A 17,343-nucleotide genomic window follows, 5' to 3' on the forward strand; every position below is an offset into this window, starting at 1 on the left:
CCCCTGTGTCCGTCAGCACGGACGTCCTCCTCCTCGGAGGAGGCGTCGCCGGCCGCCGCTCTCGTGTCAACGCGCTGCGCGACTTCGTCCCCGACGCCGAGAGCGATGACCGGGAGCTCATCACGCCCGGTCAACGTGGTCAGGTCATGGAGCCCGTCGCCCAGCGCGGCGGCGTACTGCAGTTCGGTACCGAGATCGTCTCTGCCGCTGACGGCAGCATCGCCGGGCTTCTCGGCGCCTCCCTCGGCGCCTCGATCGCGGTCGCCGCGATGATCGACGTCCTCCGCACCTGCTTCCCCTCCCGCTGTCCCGGCTGCACGAACGAGCTGAACCGCCTCGTCCCCTCGCTCAGCCAGCCGCTCCTCACCGATCGGCGCCGCGCAGCCGACTCCCTCCAGCGCACCTCCCGCACGCTGCGACTCGAGCGGCTCCACCGCGACGTGCTCGCCCGAAAGGAACCCGCATGACTGCCACGCCCACCACACACGCACCCCTCGGCCTGGGTGAACTCGTCCTGCCCGACGACGTCCGCTCGTGGGTCGAGGACATCGCCGCCCTCACCCGGCCTGACCGCATCATCTGGTCCGATGGCAGCCGCGAGGAATGGGACCGCATCACGACCGAGATGGTCGACGCTGGAACCCTCATCCGACTCAACGAGGAGAAGCGACCCGACAGCTTCCTCGCCCGCTCCGCTGCCGAGGACGTCGCCCGCGTCGAAGACCGCACCTTCATCTGCTCCAAGAACGAACGCGACGCCGGCCCCACCAACAACTGGCGCGATCCGGCCGTCATGAAGACGCAACTGCGCGACCTCTTCGACGGATCCATGCGCGGCCGCACGATGTACGTCGTCCCCTTCTCGATGGGCCCCGTCGGCGGAGCGATCTCACAGCTCGGCATCGAGATCACCGACTCCCCCTACGTCGTGCTCAGCATGGCCCTGATGACCCGCAGCGGCACCGCCGCCCTCGAGCAGATCGCCGCCGGCACGCCCTGGGTCCCCGCCGTGCACAGCGTCGGCTACCCCCTCATCGTCGGCACTGACACCACTCGCCCCGATGTCGCCTGGCCGCACAACCCCACCAAGTACATCTCCCACTTCCCCGACACTCGCGAGATCTGGTCCTTCGGATCCGGCTACGGCGGCAACGCGCTCCTGGGGAAGAAGTGCTTCTCGCTCCGGATCGCCTCCGCCGTGGCCCGTGACGAGGGCTGGCTCGCCGAGCACATGCTGCTCATCAAGGTCACCAGCCCTGAGGACCAGGCGTACCACCTCGCCGCCGCGTTCCCCTCCGCCTGCGGCAAGACCAACCTCGCGATGATGACCCCCTCGATCCCCGGATGGAAGGTCGAGACGATCGGGGACGACATCGCCTGGATGCGTCCTGACGCAGACGGTCGTCTGCGCGCGATCAATCCCGAACGAGGCTTCTTCGGAGTCGCTCCCGGCACCGGGGAGAAGACGAATCCCGCCGCGATCCAGACGCTCTGGGGCAGAACCCTCTTCACCAACGTCGCCCTCACCGACGACCACGACATCTGGTGGGAGGGACTCACAGAGGAGAAGCCGGCGCACCTGATCGACTGGCAGGGCGATGACTGGACCCCCGGCTCCGCCACACCCGCTGCTCATCCCAATGCACGTTTCACCGTCGCTGCAGATCAGTGCCCCACCATCGCGGACGATTGGGACGCACCCGACGGCGTCATCATCGACGCGATCCTCTTCGGCGGGCGCCGCGCGACCAACGTTCCGCTGGTTCTCGAAGCGCGCGACTGGAACCACGGCGTGTACATCGGAGCGACCATCTCCTCCGAGCAGACAGCAGCCGCCGAGGGCACTGTCGGGGAGTTGCGCCACGACCCGTTCGCGATGCTTCCCTTCTGCGGCTACAACATGGCCGACTACTGGGCGCACTGGCTCGACATGGGCGGGATCCTCGCCGACCGCGCACCGCGCATGTTCCAGGTCAACTGGTTCCGGAAGGACGCCGATGGCCGTTTCCTCTGGCCCGGGTTCGCGGAGAACTCGCGCGTCATCGAGTGGATCGTCCGCCGAGTCGAGAACGCGGTCGGCGTCGATCCGGTGGCGACCGGATCCATCCCCCATCTCGCCGACCTCGATCTCGAGGGCCTGAACCTCGACCGCTCAGCACTCGACGAGCTGTTCACCATCAGTCCCGACAGCTGGCTGGAGGAGAGCCGCCGCGTCGACGAATTCTTCAAGCGGTTCGGCGATCACGTTCCTGCGGAACTCCGCCACCAGCTGGCCATCAATATCGAGAACTTGACGGCCGCCCGTACGGCGGCCTGACCGACTGCCGAGGATGCTGCCGCTACTGCGACGCCGTTCGTTCAGGAACGTCACCAACCTCACGGCCCAGTGCACCTGGCGCGCGTCGGGAACCAGTGCTCAGCGCCAGAGCCGCGCCGACGCGATCTCCGCGCCGCGGGCCAGCGACTCGAGCTTCGCCCAGGCGATCTGCGGATGGATGCGCCCGCCGAGTCCGCAGTCGGTCGCGGCGACGACGCGCTCGCGGCCTACCACCGAGGCGAAGCGCTCGAGGCGCTGCGCGACGAGCTCCGGGTGCTCCACCACGTTGGTGGCGTGCCCCACGACTCCGGGCACGATCACCTTGCCGTCGGGCAGCGCCACGTCCTCCCAGACCGTCCACTCGTGCTCGTGGCGCGCGTTCGCGGCCTCGAAGGAGTAGGAGCCGGCGTCGATCTCGAGCATCAGGTCGACGATGTGCCGGAACTCGATGTCGGTCGTGTGCGGTCCGTGCCAGCTGCCCCAGCAGAGGTGGAAGCGGATGCGGTCCTGCGGCAGTCCGCGCAGCGCGTGGTTGAGCGCCTCGACGCGGATGCGAGTGAAGGCGCGGTAGTCCTCGAGGGAGGGCTCGGGGTTGATCTGGTCCCAGTTCTCGGCGATCGAGGGGTCGTCGATCTGCAGGATCAGGCCCGCGTCGATCACCGCGCGGTACTCCTCGCGCAGCACGTCGGCCCACGCCCAGATGTGCTCCTCCTCGCTGGCGTAGTGCGCGTTGTGGATGCGCGCGCCGCTGCCGGGCGAGAGCGAGGTGATGAAGCCGTCGGCGATGCCGGCGTCGTCCAGCGCTCGGCGGAGGTTCTGCGCATCGGTCGCCACCGCCTCCTGGCCGATGTAGCTCAGGGGGCCGGTGGTGGAGGGGAACGCGGTCGCGTTCTTCCCCGTCGAGATGCCGCTGTCGGGGTCGGAGTAGGCGTCGCGGAAGATCGTCCAGTCGCGGCGGTCCGGGAACGAGGTCAGGCGCACGTGTCCCGGCTCCGAGCGGACGGGCTGCGAGCTGAAGATCGACTCCTCGGTGACCGAGAGGCCGGCGACGCGCTGGAACGAGTACGACCACCACGCCCCGTAGTCGACCGCGCTCGACATCGCCTTGCCGAACTCGCCGTCGCCCGGGATCGTGATGCCGACCGCGTCCTGCTTCTGCACGAGCTCGTCGACGGCGCCCGCGAGCAGCTCGTCGAACTCGGGCGTGCGCTCGAGCGTGAAGCCGTCCTCGGCGATGCGGCGGGCCTCGTTGGCGGCGATCAGCGCGGGCGTGCGCGGCAGGCTGCCGGCGTGGGAGGTGGGGATGCGGTCGACTGACATGGCCTCACGCTACCCACGCCCGCCGCGCGACCGCCGCCGTGCGTACCCGTGTGACGCGTCCCTCCGCCGAGGGAACCACGGGGCAGTGGTCACTCGCCGGAAAGCAGTCTCGGGCCTCTCTCAGGCAGCGCCCTCGCCGGCCTGAGTACACTCGAAGCCAGCAAGGGGAGTACTCCCGTCTGCGGTGAGCCCGTCATTACGGATGCGACAGAGCGTCCCGGGCCATCGGCTCCGCCACCACCTCCACGAGGTCGTCGGCCGGAGTGGAGGAGACCTTGGTCCCGTCTCGACCACCCCTTGGAGCACCCCGTGCAGGTCACCCCCGCCATCTGGCTGATCACCATCGCCGTGACGATCGCCTTCTTCGTCTACGAGTTCTTCGCTCACGTGCGCAAGCCCCACGAACCGACCATCGGCGAATCCGCGCGCTGGTCGGCGTTCTACATCGGTCTCGCGCTGCTCTTCGGCGTCGGGATCGGCATCGTCTCCGGCTGGCGCTACGGCGGCGAGTACTTCGCCGGCTATCTCACCGAGAAGGCGCTCTCGCTCGACAACCTGTTCATCTTCCTCATCATCATGAGCGGCTTCGCGGTGCCGAAGAAGTACCAGCAGAAGGTGCTGATGATCGGCATCGTCATCGCCCTGGTCATGCGCGGCGCCTTCATCGCCGTCGGTGCGGCGCTGATCGAGAACTTCTCGTGGGTCTTCTACCTCTTCGGCGCCCTGCTCTTCGTGCTCGCGTACCAGCAGATCAAGGGCGACCACGGCGACCCCTCGAACAACGCCTTCATGCGCCTCGTGCGCCGCATCCTCCCCGTCACCGACGAGTACCACGGCGACAAGCTGACCGTGAAGAAGGACGGCCGCCGCTTCGTCACCCCGATGCTGCTGACGATCGTCGCCATCGGCTTCATCGACCTGGTCTTCGCGCTCGACTCGATCCCCGCGATCTACGGTCTGACGAGCGAGGCGTACATCGTCTTCACCGCCAACGCGTTCGCCCTCATGGGTCTGCGCCAGCTGTTCTTCCTCATCGGCGGCCTGCTCGAGCGCCTCGTCTACCTCAGCCAGGGCCTGGCCGTGATCCTCGCGTTCATCGCCGTGAAGCTCGTGTTCCACGCCCTGCACGTCAACGAGGTCCCCTTCATCAACGGTGGCGAGCCGCTGCTCTGGGTCCCCGAGATCCCGATCTGGTTCTCGCTGACCTTCATCGGCTCGACGATCGCCGTCGCGACCATCGCGAGCCTCCTGAAGACCCGCGGCGACCGCGGCAAGTCCGACCGCGCCACGGTCGAGGGCGCGCCGATCGAGACGCCGGCCGACGCCGAGTCCCGCTCGGACGCATAGCCCGAGCCACACCGGCGCCGCTCTGGAGATTCTCTGGAGCGGCGCTGATGTGCGCCCGGGGCGAGCCGACTGGAAGGATCAGTCTCCTGCGCCGCAGCTGCGCAGGAACGCGCGCACCGCGACTCTTCGAGCGTCCTCGAGCCTCTCGTCCTTGATCGCATCGAACCGCTCGAGAAGAAGCCTCGGATCTATCAAGGACGCCTTGATGAGCGCATCGACGAACTCGCGGTCCTTGATGTCGTTCCGTCCGAGCTTGGCGAGCTCGTCGCGGTTCACGCGGCGGCCCGCTCGATGCGCGCACGCGCTCCTCGTCGTTCAGCACACCCGCGAACGGAGAGACCTGACGCATCTCGATCGCCCGCGCGGAGGTGGACAGCATCACGTCGACGAGTCGACCGATCTCCCTCTCCGCCGCCAGCTCCTCCCATACGTCGAGCAACGTGGTCGCCCCTCCGCGGACTCGAGCCCGCAGGCGCCGGGCGTTCTCGGGGACGAGAGCGAGCACGGCATCAGGATCGACGATCAAGCGCCCGGCCACCGCGCGATGGAGCTCCTGTGCCGCGCGATCCTCGCGTCGCTCGAGCCGCCGAGGAGCGTGCTGCGACAACTCCTCCGCGGCGATCGAGGTCCCCATCACCGCGAGAGCTCTCTCGAGAGTCGCTGGACGCAGAACGCCTCGCGCCTCCGACTGCTCCCACTGCGTCACCGCACTCGGCGCGACCCCCGCCCGGCGAGCCAGCTCGCGCACGCCGAGACCGTGCCGTTGGCGTGTGATCTTCAACATCGGACCCTCCTCGTTCAGTTGAGATCTGAACAGCGAACTACTGCGTCGGGGCGATCGAGCGCTGTCAGATCGACGAGACATCGGCGTGAGAGCGTGCGGCGGCGGGGATCAGGCTCGATCGACGCAGCGCTCGTGGACGTTCTGCAGGGACGTCTCCGACGGTCTCTCGGAGCGGTCGGCCGCGGCGAGCCGAATAGAGTTCTCGCGTGGATCAGGAGCGCGCAGTCCAGGGGGGCACGACCCCCTCCCCCGGCGACTTCCCCTACCGCTCCGAGCTGCTCGCGAACCTCAGCGCCCTGATCCTCCTGTGGGAGTCGCCGACTCTGCAGGGCCAGATCCTGGCCAGGAGCGGCGAGACGCTCGATCAGCCGTCCCACCAGACCCTCCGCCACCTCCTGGCGTGGGGACCCCTGCGCCCGACGGCCCTCGCCGAGGCGCTCGGCACCGGCGCCTCCTACATCAGCAAGATCGTCGGCCGACTCGAGAGCGACGGGCTGGTCCGCCGGACGACCGACCCGGCCGACCGTCGCGCCACCCTGATCAGCCTCACCGAGGTCGGCGAGTCCGCCGCCCGAGGTGTCTACGCGCTCGGCGACCGGATGATCGCCGAGGTTCTCGAGGACTGGTCCGAGGACGACGTCCGCCGCTACACCGGCCTGACCGAGCGCTTCGTCGCCGACGCGATCGCCTCGGCCGCCCGGATGCGCGAGCGCGGCCTCCTCCCCTGAGCGCGGAGCGAGCGGGCCTTCAGAGCAGCGGGACCACGGCTCCCACCAGGACCGGACCTCCCGGCACCGTGTCGAACCTCTCCAGACGGTGCAGCCCGCGCCGGATCAGGAGGTCCACGACGGCGGGGCTCGTCCCCACGACCAGCAGGCCCCCGGTCCGCAGGGCGGCCACGACCCTGTCGAGCGCGCGATCGACGATCTCATCGGGGAGAAACGGCAGCGGCAACCAGACGAGGTCGCAGCGGTCATGCTCGGTGAGCTCGGTCACGTCCTCGCCGCAGGACGATGCGCGCGGCGATCCGCGGATCGGCCTCGAGGAGGAGGTCCCCGGCGATCTCGAGCGGGCGCTCTGCGATGTCGATCCCGACGATCACGGCGGCCGGCGGCGCCTCGGCGAGGGCGGTCGCGATCGCTCCACACCGGTGCGTCGAGCAGCTGCGAAGGAGCGTCATCTCCCACGAGTCCGTACGCGGGTGTCACCGCACTGAGCAGCACGCGGGCCATCAGGGCCGAGGAGCGACCCTGCGCGATCATGGCGTCGTCACCAGCGTCAGACCGGGGGCGCATCGTCCCGCCCGCCGCGGCGGCGGCCTGACTCGGACCGCTGATCAGGCTGCTGCTCCTCGGCCGGCGGGTCTCCCACAGCTCCTGCAGCGCGGACTCCGGATCGGGCAGGGCGGCGAGGACTGCCGCCCGAGCGGGGTCGATCCGGAGCGCCTCCGAGGGAGTGCTCGCAGGAGTCGCCGAGCGCCGACGCGAGCGCCGCGGTCACGACGGAGGCCGTCCGCAGCTCGGCGAGGGTCTCGGCGATCGTCACTCGTCCTCCTCGACGTGAAGGTGCCTGTCGAGCGTCATCCAGTTCTCGCGCCCGAGACGAGCGGCACCGTCGACGTCGCCGTCACGGAGCCGCGCGACGATCGCTCGATGCTGCTCCACCGACTCGCGGGCGGCCAGCGAGGCGAAGCGAAGCCGCTCCGCGCGGCGGATGAGCGGAGTGGCCTGCTCGAGCACGTCGTCGATCATCGGGTTTCCGCTGAGCCCGGTCAGCACCCCGTGGAACGCGTCGTCCGATCGCAGGGCCAGCTCGACGTCTCCGCCGTCGAGCGCACGGGCGAAGTCGGCGTTGGCGGTCTCCATCTCCGCGAGCGCGTCGGGAGTGATCGACGGACCGGCGAGGCGGGTCGCGAGCTCGTGCATCGATGCCGCGATCTGCTGCGCATCGCTGACGCTCTTGCTCGTCGACGGCGTCACGATCGTGGCCCGCCCCGGCTTGGCCGAGACGAGGCCCACCCGCGCGAGCCGGAGCAGAGCCTCGCGGATCGGCGTCCTGCTCACCCCGAGCCAGGTCTCCAGCTCCTGGTCGCGCAAGCGCTCCCCCGGCTCGAAGGTGCCGTCGACGATCGCGTCGCGCAGGGCCTGGTAGACGTCGTCGCGGAGTAGGGAACGAGGGGTGACGGCGGTGGTCCTGGGGATGGGCATGCGGAGACGATACCACCGTGCGATATATTGCATACATGAAAACCCAGTGACGGTCGCCATTGCAGCACCGCCACCCTGCCCGATTCCGACACCTCGAAGGGGGTGCTCGGGGGCAGCAGTCGGCAAGGGGCGGCAAGTCATGATTCCTCCTCCGGAGGAGGCGTGGGCGGGGGATGACGACGGGACGGCGGAGCCCGGTGCGGCACGCCTCAGACCCGTGGCCGGATCAGCGAGCGCTGCTCCGGGAACGTCCAGCCGAACCGGACGGCGCCCAGCCGCACCGCGGCGGTGACCGCGATGCAGACCGGGCCCGCGATCATCACCGGGACGCCGAGGGCGTCGAGGACCAGCAGGGCACTGGAGCCTGCACCCGCGGCGACCGCGAAGAGCGACCCGACGTGCAGGAGCTCGACCGGTCGGCCGAGCAGGAGGTCGCGCACGATCGACCCGCCGACCCCGCCGACGATCCCGATCAGGAGGGCGCCGACCTCGCCGACCCCCAGGGCGAGGGCCTTCGACGTGCCGATCGCTCCGAAGGTGCCGATCACCACCGCGTCGAGGACCAGCACCACGCTGTCGAGATGACGCAGGAACGGCTCGACGGCCATACCGAGCAGAGCGGCGAGCGCCGCCACGACGAGGTACCAGCTGCTCCAGACGACGACCGGCGGCTGGTTCAGCATCACGTCGCGCATCAGACTCCCGCCGAGCGCGACGGCGAGACCGAGGATCATCACGCCGAGGACGTCGATGCGCCGCTCGCGGATCGTCGCCGCGAAGAGCGCCCCCTGGAGCCCGCCGAGGCCGGCAGCGGCGAGCTCCGCCCAGAGCGGGACGCCGAAGACTCCGACGGGCATCAGAGGCCGCCCCTCCGGTGGGACGGCCGGCTCGCCGCCTCACGACGAGCCGGTCGACCGCTGCTCACGGGCGGGTGGCGCGGACCGCGTCGAGGATCAGCTCGGCCACGGCGTCGGGCTCCGACACCGTGACCGCGTGCGACGCGTCGATCTCGACCGCGTGCGAGCCGGCACGGGTGGCCATGAACCGCTGCGACTCGGCGGGCACGGCGAGGTCCTGGCGGGTCACGAGCGTCCACGAGGGGATGCTCCGCCAGCCGGCCTCGGTCGCCTGGTCCTCGAGCGCTGCCGCGGCGATCGGCCGCTGCGTCGCCGCCATCAGCGCTGCCGTCGCCTCATCCACGTCGGCCGCGAAGACCTCCCGGAAGCGGTCCTGCTGGATGTAGAGGTCGTCGCCCGAGAAGGAGCCCGCGGTGAACGGCACGGGCGTGAGGGCGGGGCCGAGTTCTCCGCCGGGGAACTTCCCCGCCAGGTCCCCCGTGCTCTCACCCGGCTCGAGGAGGAAGCTCGCGACATAGACCAGCGCGCGCACGTCGGCGGCGCCGGCCGTGGCCTGGCTCGCGACGGAGCCGCCGTAGGAGTGGCCGGCGACGACCACGGGGCCGTCGATCGCGTCGATCACCGTGCGGAGGTACTCCGCATCGGCAGCGAGCCCGCGCAGCGGGTTCGCGACGGACACGACGGGGAGGCCCTCGGCGAGCAGGCGCGGGATCACGCCGTTCCAGCTGGACGACTCGGCGAAGGCGCCGTGGACGAGGACGACGGTGGGTTCATTGCTCGTGGGGGCGAAAGCGGTAGCGGACATGGTCTCTCCTCGAGGTTGCGATCTTTGCATGCAATATATTGCATGCAGGCAGAAGAAGGCCAGCGCCCTCCGAGATATTCCCCTCTGATCGGATCCGCCCGAGCGGACCACGGGGGAGACGAGCCTCAGGTCGTCCTGACCGTCCCGCCGTCGACGGTCAGATCGGAGCCCACGATCGCCGCCGCCGCGTCGGAGACAAGGAAGGCGATCGCCTCGGCGACCTCCCGGGCGGTGGAGAGTCGTCCGAGTGGGACACCGCCGAGCGAGTCGAGGAGGCGCTCCATGCCCTCCTCCTGCGTCAGAGCGTGCCGCTCGGCCAGGCGCGCCGCGAGGCCGAGCGCGCCCTCGCTCCGGATCCCTCCCGGCGAGACCGTGTTGACGCGCACGCCGCGGGGTGCCAGCTCGCTCGCCAGCCCTTTGCCGTAGGCGCGGAGCGCGGCCTTCGCCGCCGCGTAGCCCAGCGTCCCGTCGTGCAGCGGCATCCGGCTCTGGATCGACCCCACGTGGACGATCGCGCCGCGGCCCCGCTCGAGCATCGACGGAGTCAGTGCCCGATCGATCCGCACGGCGGCGAGCAGGTTGAGCTCGAGCTCGGCCGCCCAGTGCTCATCGGTCATCGTCGCGTGGCCACCGGCCGGCGCTGACGATCCGCCGGTGACGTGCACCAGGATGTCGATGCCGCCCTCGTCCGCCACCGCCTCCGCGATGACGCCCGCCGCCTCCGGTCGGGTCACGTCCGACAGCACCACTCGGGCGGCGTCGGTGTGCTCGGGCGTCGATCGCCCGACCGCCACGACGCGGGCCCCGGACTCGGCGAGTCGCGTCACGACGGCGGCGCCGAGCCCTCTCGTGCCTCCGACGACGACCGCGCGGCGTCCGGCGAGGGGATGAGCGCGAGTCGCGACCGGCTCGCCCGCCGGCACCTCGGTCATGCCTGCTCGATCGTCAGCTCGGTGACGAGGCCGTCGCGGGTGGCGAAGCGGAAGACGAACGCCAGCGGGCCGCCGGGGAAGTCGCCGTCGACCGACGCCACCAGTCGTCCGTCCTCGAACGAGGACGGCGTGATGACGACCCTCGGCTCGATCTGGTGCACCGTGAGCCACTCGCGCACCCGGTCGGGCGTGGAGTAGGTGGCTCCGTCGTCGACGACGACGGCGTCGCGTGCGAAGACGGCGAACAGAGCGTCGCCGTCGTGGGCGTTGGTCGCCGCGACGAAGGCGTCGACGGCCGTGGGCAGGGTGAGGGTGGTCATGGTTCGTCTCTTCTCTCGTCGAAGAGGAGGCGGAGCCGGACGGCGAGCGCCTCCGCGAGTCCGGTCCCGCAGTCCCGAGCGGGTCTCCTCACGACGAGAGTAGCAGATTACTGTCTTGCAGGACAGTAATTTGACGACGAGGGAGCGCCTCAGCTCGTCGGCGTCCAGATCCGCATCGTCGACGGGCCGCGGTTCGCCCACCGGTAGTAGGGGCGGAACTCGGCGTCGAACCGCTCGCCGGCCTGCGCGGGGACGTCGTAGGGCCAGCCGTCAGCGGAGGCATCGCGGCGCACCAGCCTCACCGTGGCGCCCTCCACGGTCGCCACCGGCTCGACCGAGGCGTCGACCACGACGTGCTCCGTGTCGAGTCCGTCCGGCAGGTCGACCGACTCCAGCGCCAGCACGAACGGCCCGCGCTCCACCGCGACCTGGCCGCGCACCGCGTCGATCCGGGGGTGCGGAGTCACGAACCGTGCCGTCATCGGCAGCGACAGCCGCACGACGTCACCCGCCGCGACCTCGACGGTCACCACCGACAGCGCCGGGTCGACGGGCGCTCCATCGAGCACTGCCACGCCGCGCGCGAACGGAGGGATCCGCAGCGAGAGGTCGAACGCTCCCTCGAGCACCCGCACCACGATCTCGCCGTCGCTCGGATACTCCGACTCGACCTCGAGCGAGACGCCGTTCGCGTTCACGCGGTAGGACCCGTACTGGTGCAGCTGCACGCCCTGCTCCGTCGCCGTGGCGAAGCCCAGCTCGACGCTCGCGAGCGTGCGCGCCATGTTCGTCGGGCAGCACGACACCCAGAACCACGGCGCCCGGAGGCTCGACTGCGCGCGATCGGTCTCGACCGACTCGTCGGGCGCGACTCCGTCGACCCGCTGCTGCAGGGTGTTCGTGTAGAAGAAGGCACGGCCGTCCTCGCGGGTCGAGGGCAGCACCGCGTTCAGCAGCGTCCGCTCGATCAGGTCGGCGTACTGCGCATCGTTCGAGCCGAGCAGGAGGCGCCAGCTGAGCATGTTCGAGGCGATCGCCGCGCAGGTCTCGGCGTAGGCGCGGTCGGGCGGCAGCTCGTAGTCGGCGCCGAAGGCCTCGTCCTGGTGGTGCGAGCCCATCCCGCCGGTGACGTAGGTTCGGCGCGCGACGGTCGCCGCCCACTGCCGGGTGACCGCCTCCGACAGCGCCGCGTCGCCCGTCTCGACCGCCACGTCGAGCGCGCCCGACGCGAGGTAGAGCGCCCGCACCGCGTGCCCGCGCAGCACCTCCGCGTCGCGCACCGGCACGTCGTCCTGGAAGTACTCGGGCCCGTACTGAACGGGCCCGAGCGTGCCGGTCCCACGTCGCTCGACGAACAGCCGGGCGAGCTCGAGGTACCGCCCCTCCCCCGTGGCCCGCGCGAACTCGGCGAGCGCCGGCTCGATCTCGGGGTGCCCGCAGACCGCGACGCGCCCCTCCGGTCCGAACTCGCGGTAGACGTGGTCGGCCAGACGCCGCGCGACCGCCGGCAGCAGGTCGTCGTGCCCGGTGCGCAGCCGGGCCACCGCCGCCTGGATGAGGTGCCCGAAGCAGTACAGCTCGTGCCCCCACTCGAGGTTCGAGTAGCGCGCGGGCTGCCCCGGCCGGCCGAAGCTCGTGTGCAGGTAGCCGTCCGCCTCCTGGGCGGAGGCGACGCGCGCGACGATCGCCTCGTACTGCCCGGAGAGCTCCGGGTCGCCCGAGCGGCCGAGCTCCCACGCCATCGCCTCGAGCAGCTTGTAGACCTCCGAGTCGACGAACTCGATGCCCACGTGCTGGTCGCCTCCCGTCTCGGTCGAGAGAGTGCCGGCGGAGGCGCGGTCGAAGTTGCCCGCCCAGCCCACCCGCTCGATCCACGAGAGGCAGTGGCTGATCACCGCGTGCGCGTTGAGGTCCTGGTGGTGTTTCCAGAATCCGCCGGTCAGGCGGATCTCGTCCTGCCGCAGCGGCCGGAGGGCGCTCGTCGACGGGGCGACGGGTCCGCCGAGGGCGGTGGTGACGGTCATGGTCACAGGGGTCTCCTAATGAGGGGGGTCAGTCCTTGACGGCACCGGCGGTGACACCCGCCGAGACGTACCGCTGGGCGACGACGAGGAGGACGGCGGCCGGGATGGAGGCGACCACGGCGGTCGCCATGATCGAGTTCCACTCCTGGTTGTTGTTGCCGATGTACTTGTAGATGCCGAGCGTGATCGGCTGAAGCTTCCCTCCGCTGTCGAGGGTCGAGGCGAAGATGAAGTCCGACCAGGCCCAGAGGAACGCGAACAGCGACACCGTCACGACCGAGTTGCGGCTGATCGGCATGATCACCGAGGTGAAGGTGCGCCAGGCGCTCGCGCCGTCCATCCGCGCGGCCTGGGTCAGCTCGTCGGGGATCCCCGACATGAACGCGGTGAAGATCAGCACGCCGAACGGCACCGCGATGGTCGAGTCGGCGACGATCAGGCCCGGGATCGAGTTGAGCAGCCCGAGGTTGAGGTAGATCGCGTAGAACCCCATCGCCATGATGATCGCCGGGATCATCTGCGCGATCAGGAGCACGAACGAGAGCCCCTGCCCGCCGCGCGGCCGCAGCTTGGCGAGCGAGTAGGCGGCCGGCGCCGCGATCGCGACGGTCAGAAGCACGGTGCCCAGGCCCACGATCAGGCTCGTGCCGAGGTAGGGCAGCTGCTCGCTGACGACGGCCTGGTAGCCCGCGAAGGTCGGCGAGAAGGGGAACCAGTCGGGCGGATCCTTGCGCATCGACCCGGTCGGCGTGAGGGAGACGTTGATCATCCAGTAGACGGGGAACAGCATGATCGCAGTGAGGACGATGCCCACGAGGGTCAGCCACCAGGGGCGCCGCGCGGTCACGAGTCGGCCTGCTTGCGCTGGACGCGGATGTACACGAGGCCGAAGACCAGCGCGAGGATGATCAGCAGATTGCCGACCGCCGCCGCCGGTCCGAAGTCGGGCAGCATCGAGCCGAAGCCGAGCTGGTAGGTCCAGGTCGCGAGCGTGGTCGACGAGTCGGCCGGACCGCCCTTCGTCATGATCCAGATGATGTCGAACACCTTCAGCGTGTAGACGAGGCCGAGCAGGATCGTGATCGCCGAGACCGGGCGCAGCAGCGGCAGCGTGATGCGCCAGAACTGCTGGGCGCCGGTCGCGCCGTCGAGCGAGGCGGCCTCGTAGAGCTCCTGCGAGATGTTCTGCAGACCGGAGTAGAGGATGACGAGGTTGAACGGGATCCCGATCCAGATGTTCGCGATGAGCACCGCGATCAGGGAGGTCGAGGGGGAGGTGAGCCAGTTGATCTGGCCGATCCCGAACGATTCGAGAAAAGCGTTCACGATCCCGGAGTCGCTGTTCAGCATCCACGACCAGGTCGACGCCGACACGATCAGGGGCAGGAGCCACGGCACGAGGAACAGCGCGCGGAGCGTCGTCGCGAGCGGGAACCTGCGGTAGAAGAACACCGCAAGCGCCAGCCCGAGCGTGAACTGGAAGGCGATCGACACCCCGGTGAACACCGCCGTGTGCAGCAGCGCCGGGCCGAACGTCGCATCCTGGAACACCCGGATGTAGTTGTCGAACCAGATGAACGCAGCGTCGCCCTGCACGAACGAGCGGACCGTGTAGTCCTTCAGGCTCAGCTCGAGGTTGCGGTAGAGCGGGAACGCGTAGAAGACGAGCAGGTAGACGACGAGCGGGGCGAGGAAGGCCCACGCGATGAGCTGCCCCGCCTCGGGCCGCCTCCGTCTGCGGGGCGTCTCGATCGCCGGCGCCGAGGCGGACGGGTCGCGGCGGGGCAGCCGCGGCGTCTCGAGGGATGTGGTCATGGTCTCTCCTGACCGCGCAAGCGATCGTGTCGCGCCCGGCCGGTGCGCTCGGCACCGACCAGGCGGCAGGGACTACTTCGTGGCGGATGCGGCTGCCGATTGCGCGGCCTTCAGGGCGTCCTCGGGCGACTGCGAGCCGCTGAGCGCGTTCTGCACCGCGCCCCAGAGCTGCTCCGAGATCTTCGGGTACTTCGTGCCGAGGTCGTCCGAGGTGCGGCCCTTCGCGGCCTGCACGGCGGTGACCCACGGCTCGAGGTCGGCGTTCTCGGCGACCTGCGCCTCCTGCGCGTCGGCGGTCGGAGCGATGTAGGACAGCGTGTTGTCGGTGGTCACCAGATTGTCGGTCGAGGTGAGGCACTCGGCGATCGCCTTCGAGGTCTCGTAGCGCGCCGTGTCCTTCTGCACCGGGAGGGTGAGGAACTCGCCTCCGGTCGGTGCGGGCGCCGAACCGCCGTCCTTCGCGGGGATGGAGAGGATGCCGTAGTCGATGCCCGACGCCTTCGCGTTGGCGAGCTGCCAGGTGCCGTTCTCGCCGAACGCGTACTCGCCGGTCTCGAACTCCTGCCAGCTCGTGGTCTGGGTGTTGCCGATGACGGAGTTGGGCGCGTAGCCCTGCTTCAGCCAGTCGGCCCACAGCGAGACCGCGTCGACGGCGTCGGCCGAGTCGAGCTCGGTGAGGTCGGCGCCCGAACCCCAGAACCACGGGAGGAACTGGAAGCTCCCCTCCTCCGTCCCGATGCCCGAGAACGTGATCCCCTTGCCTCCGGAGGCGGTGACCTTCGCGAGCGCGTCGGTGAGGCTCGCCCAGTCGGTGATCGACGAGACGTCGACGCCGGCCTTCGCGAGGACGGTCTTGTTGTAGTAGAGCGCGAGGGTGTTCGCGCCGATCGGGACTCCGTAGGTGTCGCCGCCGATCTCGCCCGCCGCGAGGATGTTCGCGTCGATGTCGCCGGTGTCGAGGCCGTTGTCGGCGGTGGTGGTCAGGATGCCCGACTCGGCGAGCGTCGAGACCACGGGGTTGTCGACCAGCAGGAGATCGGGCGAGTTGCCCTGCTGCCCGGCGAGCAGCGCCTTGTTGGTGAGGTCGGTGGTGTCGTAGCCGGTGCGCTCGATGGTGACGCCGGCCTCGGTGCCGCACGAGTCGATGAGCTTCGACCAGTCGGAGGTCTCGTCGAACTGGGGATACGGATCCCAGAACGTGTAGGTGCCGCCGGCGGAGTCGGTGGAGTCGCCTCCGGAACCGCTCGCGCAGCCGGTCAGCGCGGCCGCGGCCGTGCCCAGCAGGACGGCGGCGGCGAGGCCCCGTGAGTGCTTCCTCTTCATCGCGGATGTTCCCTTCGTCGTTGACGGGTGATGGTGCCGAGCCCGGGTTGTCCACCGGACCGAAACTACTTTCTGCGGGTTCAAAGTAGACATGGTGCGGATCTCGCGTCAAGAGAAGCCAGATTTTCGGTTGACTTTCGGTTCTCTCCACTCCTGTGCCAGGATCAGCACTGACGCGCGAAGGGTGCCGTCGGACCGGAGGACGTCATCGCCGCACGCAAGCCGACGGGCACGATCACGCTGACCGACGTCGCCCGCGAGGCGGGGGTCTCGATCGCGACCGCCTCCAAGGCCCTCAACGGCCGCGACCAGGTGCGCGCCGAGACGCGCCAGCGGGTGCTCGATGCCGCTGCGGCGCTGTCGTTCACGCCCAACCCGTTCGCCCAGGCCCTCAACTCGCGCCGCACCGGCACGATCGGGATGCTCACCAACGATCTCGACAACCGCTTCGTGCTGCCGGTCCTGCTCGGCGCCGAGGACGCGTTCGGCGCCGGATCCACCTCGGTGTTCCTCTGCGACGCCCGCGGCGACTCCATCCGCGAGCAGCACCACATCAAGAACCTGCTGGCCAAGCGCGTCGACGGGATCGTCGTGCTCGGCCGCACCACCAACCCGCGGCCCTCGATCACCGCCACGATCCCCGTGCCGGTCGTCTACGCCTACGCGCCGTCGGAGGACGACCGCGACTCGTCGTTCACCCCCGACAACACGCTCGCCGGGGTGCTGGCCGCCCGCCATCTGATCGAGCGGGGGCGGAGGCGCATCGCGCTGATCAACGGCGAGCCCAGCTACTCCGCCGCGCACGACCGCGCCCGCGGAGTGGAGCAGGCGCTGACCGAGGCGGGCCTGCCGCTCGTCGGCGGCGACGTGCTCTACGGCCAGTGGTCGGAGAGCTGGGGGCGCCAGTGCGCCGAGACGCTGCTCGACGCGCATCCGGATCTCGATGCCCTGATCTGCGCGAGCGACCAGATCGCGCGCGGCGCCCTCGACCACCTCCGCGAGACCGGCCGGTCGGTCCCCCGCGACGTCGCGGTCGTCGGCTTCGACAACTGGGACCTGCTCGTCGAGGCCGCCCGCCCGCCGCTGACCAGCATCGACATGCAGCTCGAGACGCTGGGCCGCGCCGCCGCGGAGGAGCTGTCGCACGCCATCCACGGGCGCGCGACGGCGGGCGTCCGCTCGATGCCCGTGCGGCTGGTGCCGCGGGAGTCGTCGGGCTGAGGCGGCTCCACGAGGAGGAGTCTCCGCACACCGATGACCGTCCGGCTCCTGCCGGCGGCGTCGATCGCATC

General features: G+C 70.1%; 17 protein-coding genes and 1 pseudogene. 5 read left to right on the forward strand and 13 right to left on the reverse strand.

Annotation, left to right across the window (positions count from 1 at the left end):
- Positions 1-5: 5 nt before the first annotated feature.
- Complete coding sequence (locus ASG06_RS05770) at positions 6-467, forward strand: malate:quinone oxidoreductase (RefSeq protein WP_056039736.1); 462 nt, start codon at positions 6-8, stop codon at positions 465-467.
- On the forward strand, positions 464-2,317 hold the full coding sequence (locus ASG06_RS05775) for a phosphoenolpyruvate carboxykinase (GTP) (protein WP_082498963.1): 1,854 nt from the start codon (positions 464-466) through the stop codon (positions 2,315-2,317). Before ASG06_RS05770 ends, ASG06_RS05775 begins: the two co-directional genes overlap by 4 nt.
- A gap of 99 nt (positions 2,318-2,416) precedes the next feature.
- Here the strand turns inward: ASG06_RS05775 and ASG06_RS05780 are convergent, their stop codons facing one another.
- Positions 2,417-3,637 carry a cobalamin-independent methionine synthase II family protein gene (locus tag ASG06_RS05780; RefSeq protein WP_056039739.1) on the reverse strand — a complete coding sequence of 407 codons (1,221 nt, stop codon included), beginning with the start codon at positions 3,635-3,637 and terminating at the stop codon, positions 2,417-2,419.
- Between the two features lie 309 nt (positions 3,638-3,946).
- Here ASG06_RS05780 and ASG06_RS05785 point away from each other — a divergent pair, with 309 nt between their 5' ends.
- Positions 3,947-4,984, forward strand: coding sequence for a TerC family protein (locus tag ASG06_RS05785; protein WP_056039741.1), 1,038 nt, complete (start codon positions 3,947-3,949; stop codon positions 4,982-4,984).
- Positions 4,985-5,062: 78 nt separating this feature from the next.
- On the opposite strand, the gene ASG06_RS20190 is transcribed toward ASG06_RS05785, so the two are convergent.
- Positions 5,063-5,260 carry a hypothetical protein gene (locus tag ASG06_RS20190; protein WP_056039743.1) on the reverse strand — a complete coding sequence of 66 codons (198 nt, stop codon included), beginning with the start codon at positions 5,258-5,260 and terminating at the stop codon, positions 5,063-5,065.
- Between the two features lie 352 nt (positions 5,261-5,612).
- Positions 5,613-5,849: pseudogene (locus ASG06_RS20680) on the reverse strand (helix-turn-helix domain-containing protein); the annotation flags it as partial.
- A gap of 125 nt (positions 5,850-5,974) precedes the next feature.
- Here ASG06_RS20680 and ASG06_RS05795 point away from each other — a divergent pair.
- Entirely contained in the window at positions 5,975-6,496 is a 522-nt protein-coding gene (locus tag ASG06_RS05795) for a MarR family winged helix-turn-helix transcriptional regulator (RefSeq protein WP_056039744.1), read from the forward strand.
- Between the two features lie 19 nt (positions 6,497-6,515).
- Here the strand turns inward: ASG06_RS05795 and ASG06_RS05800 are convergent, their stop codons facing one another.
- The 10 genes from ASG06_RS05800 to ASG06_RS05855 all read right to left on the reverse strand — a co-directional run bounded on the left by ASG06_RS05800 (position 6,516) and on the right by ASG06_RS05855 (position 16,051).
- Positions 6,516-6,764, reverse strand: a complete 249-nt coding sequence (locus ASG06_RS05800) for a hypothetical protein (protein WP_056039746.1) — start codon at positions 6,762-6,764, stop codon at positions 6,516-6,518.
- A 545-nt stretch (positions 6,765-7,309) separates the two neighbouring features.
- Positions 7,310-7,975 (reverse strand): GntR family transcriptional regulator, encoded by a 666-nt coding sequence (locus ASG06_RS05815; protein WP_056039752.1) that lies wholly within the window; start codon positions 7,973-7,975, stop codon positions 7,310-7,312.
- Positions 7,976-8,184: 209 nt separating this feature from the next.
- Positions 8,185-8,832 (reverse strand): trimeric intracellular cation channel family protein, encoded by a 648-nt coding sequence (locus ASG06_RS05820; protein WP_197409361.1) that lies wholly within the window; start codon positions 8,830-8,832, stop codon positions 8,185-8,187.
- 64 nt (positions 8,833-8,896) lie between these two features.
- The gene (locus tag ASG06_RS05825; RefSeq protein WP_056039757.1) at positions 8,897-9,637 is read right to left on the reverse strand and encodes an alpha/beta fold hydrolase; all 741 of its coding nucleotides are present in this window, start codon (positions 9,635-9,637) and stop codon (positions 8,897-8,899) included.
- Between the two features lie 125 nt (positions 9,638-9,762).
- A complete protein-coding gene (locus ASG06_RS05830; protein WP_082498965.1) occupies positions 9,763-10,569 on the reverse strand; it encodes an SDR family oxidoreductase in 807 nt (268 codons plus the stop codon).
- Entirely contained in the window at positions 10,566-10,889 is a 324-nt protein-coding gene (locus ASG06_RS05835; protein WP_056039759.1) for a nuclear transport factor 2 family protein, read from the reverse strand. The genes ASG06_RS05830 and ASG06_RS05835 overlap by 4 nt, the downstream gene beginning before the upstream one ends.
- A gap of 149 nt (positions 10,890-11,038) precedes the next feature.
- Positions 11,039-12,913: a glycoside hydrolase family 127 protein gene (locus tag ASG06_RS05840; RefSeq protein WP_197409384.1), complete on the reverse strand. Its 1,875-nt coding sequence runs from the start codon at positions 12,911-12,913 to the stop codon at positions 11,039-11,041.
- 28 nt (positions 12,914-12,941) lie between these two features.
- Positions 12,942-13,760: a carbohydrate ABC transporter permease gene (locus ASG06_RS05845; protein ID WP_156465874.1), complete on the reverse strand. Its 819-nt coding sequence runs from the start codon at positions 13,758-13,760 to the stop codon at positions 12,942-12,944.
- Positions 13,757-14,728: a carbohydrate ABC transporter permease gene (locus ASG06_RS05850; RefSeq protein ID WP_056039763.1), complete on the reverse strand. Its 972-nt coding sequence runs from the start codon at positions 14,726-14,728 to the stop codon at positions 13,757-13,759. Before ASG06_RS05850 ends, ASG06_RS05845 begins: the two co-directional genes overlap by 4 nt.
- Positions 14,729-14,800: 72 nt before the next feature.
- A complete protein-coding gene (locus ASG06_RS05855) occupies positions 14,801-16,051 on the reverse strand; it encodes a sugar ABC transporter substrate-binding protein (RefSeq protein WP_082498966.1) in 1,251 nt (416 codons plus the stop codon).
- A 240-nt stretch (positions 16,052-16,291) separates the two neighbouring features.
- Between ASG06_RS05855 and ASG06_RS05860 the strand changes: the two genes are divergently transcribed.
- On the forward strand, positions 16,292-17,272 hold the full coding sequence (locus tag ASG06_RS05860; protein ID WP_327205485.1) for a LacI family DNA-binding transcriptional regulator: 981 nt from the start codon (positions 16,292-16,294) through the stop codon (positions 17,270-17,272).
- Positions 17,273-17,343: the final 71 nt, after the last annotated feature.

Origin of the sequence: Rathayibacter sp. Leaf185 (assembly GCF_001423885.1) — a bacterium.
In the GTDB taxonomy this organism is placed as follows: Bacteria; Actinomycetota; Actinomycetes; order Actinomycetales; family Microbacteriaceae; genus Rathayibacter.

Bases quoted from the DNA above. Each gene is read 5' to 3' on its own strand.
- ASG06_RS05835 (WP_056039759.1), bottom strand. From the start codon at position 10,889: ATGACCACCCTCACCCTGCCCACGGCCGTCGACGCCTTCGTCGCGGCG.
- ASG06_RS05815 (WP_056039752.1), bottom strand. From the start codon at position 7,975: ATGCCCATCCCCAGGACCACCGCCGTCACCCCTCGTTCCCTACTCCGC.
- ASG06_RS05825 (WP_056039757.1), bottom strand. From the start codon at position 9,637: ATGTCCGCTACCGCTTTCGCCCCCACGAGCAATGAACCCACCGTCGTC.
- ASG06_RS05780 (WP_056039739.1), bottom strand. From the start codon at position 3,637: ATGTCAGTCGACCGCATCCCCACCTCCCACGCCGGCAGCCTGCCGCGC.
- ASG06_RS05820 (WP_197409361.1), bottom strand. From the start codon at position 8,832: ATGCCCGTCGGAGTCTTCGGCGTCCCGCTCTGGGCGGAGCTCGCCGCT.
- ASG06_RS05830 (WP_082498965.1), bottom strand. From the start codon at position 10,569: ATGACCGAGGTGCCGGCGGGCGAGCCGGTCGCGACTCGCGCTCATCCC.
- ASG06_RS05850 (WP_056039763.1), bottom strand. From the start codon at position 14,728: ATGACCACATCCCTCGAGACGCCGCGGCTGCCCCGCCGCGACCCGTCC.
- ASG06_RS05855 (WP_082498966.1), bottom strand. From the start codon at position 16,051: ATGAAGAGGAAGCACTCACGGGGCCTCGCCGCCGCCGTCCTGCTGGGC.
- ASG06_RS05840 (WP_197409384.1), bottom strand. From the start codon at position 12,913: ATGACCGTCACCACCGCCCTCGGCGGACCCGTCGCCCCGTCGACGAGC.
- ASG06_RS05775 (WP_082498963.1), top strand. From the start codon at position 464: ATGACTGCCACGCCCACCACACACGCACCCCTCGGCCTGGGTGAACTC.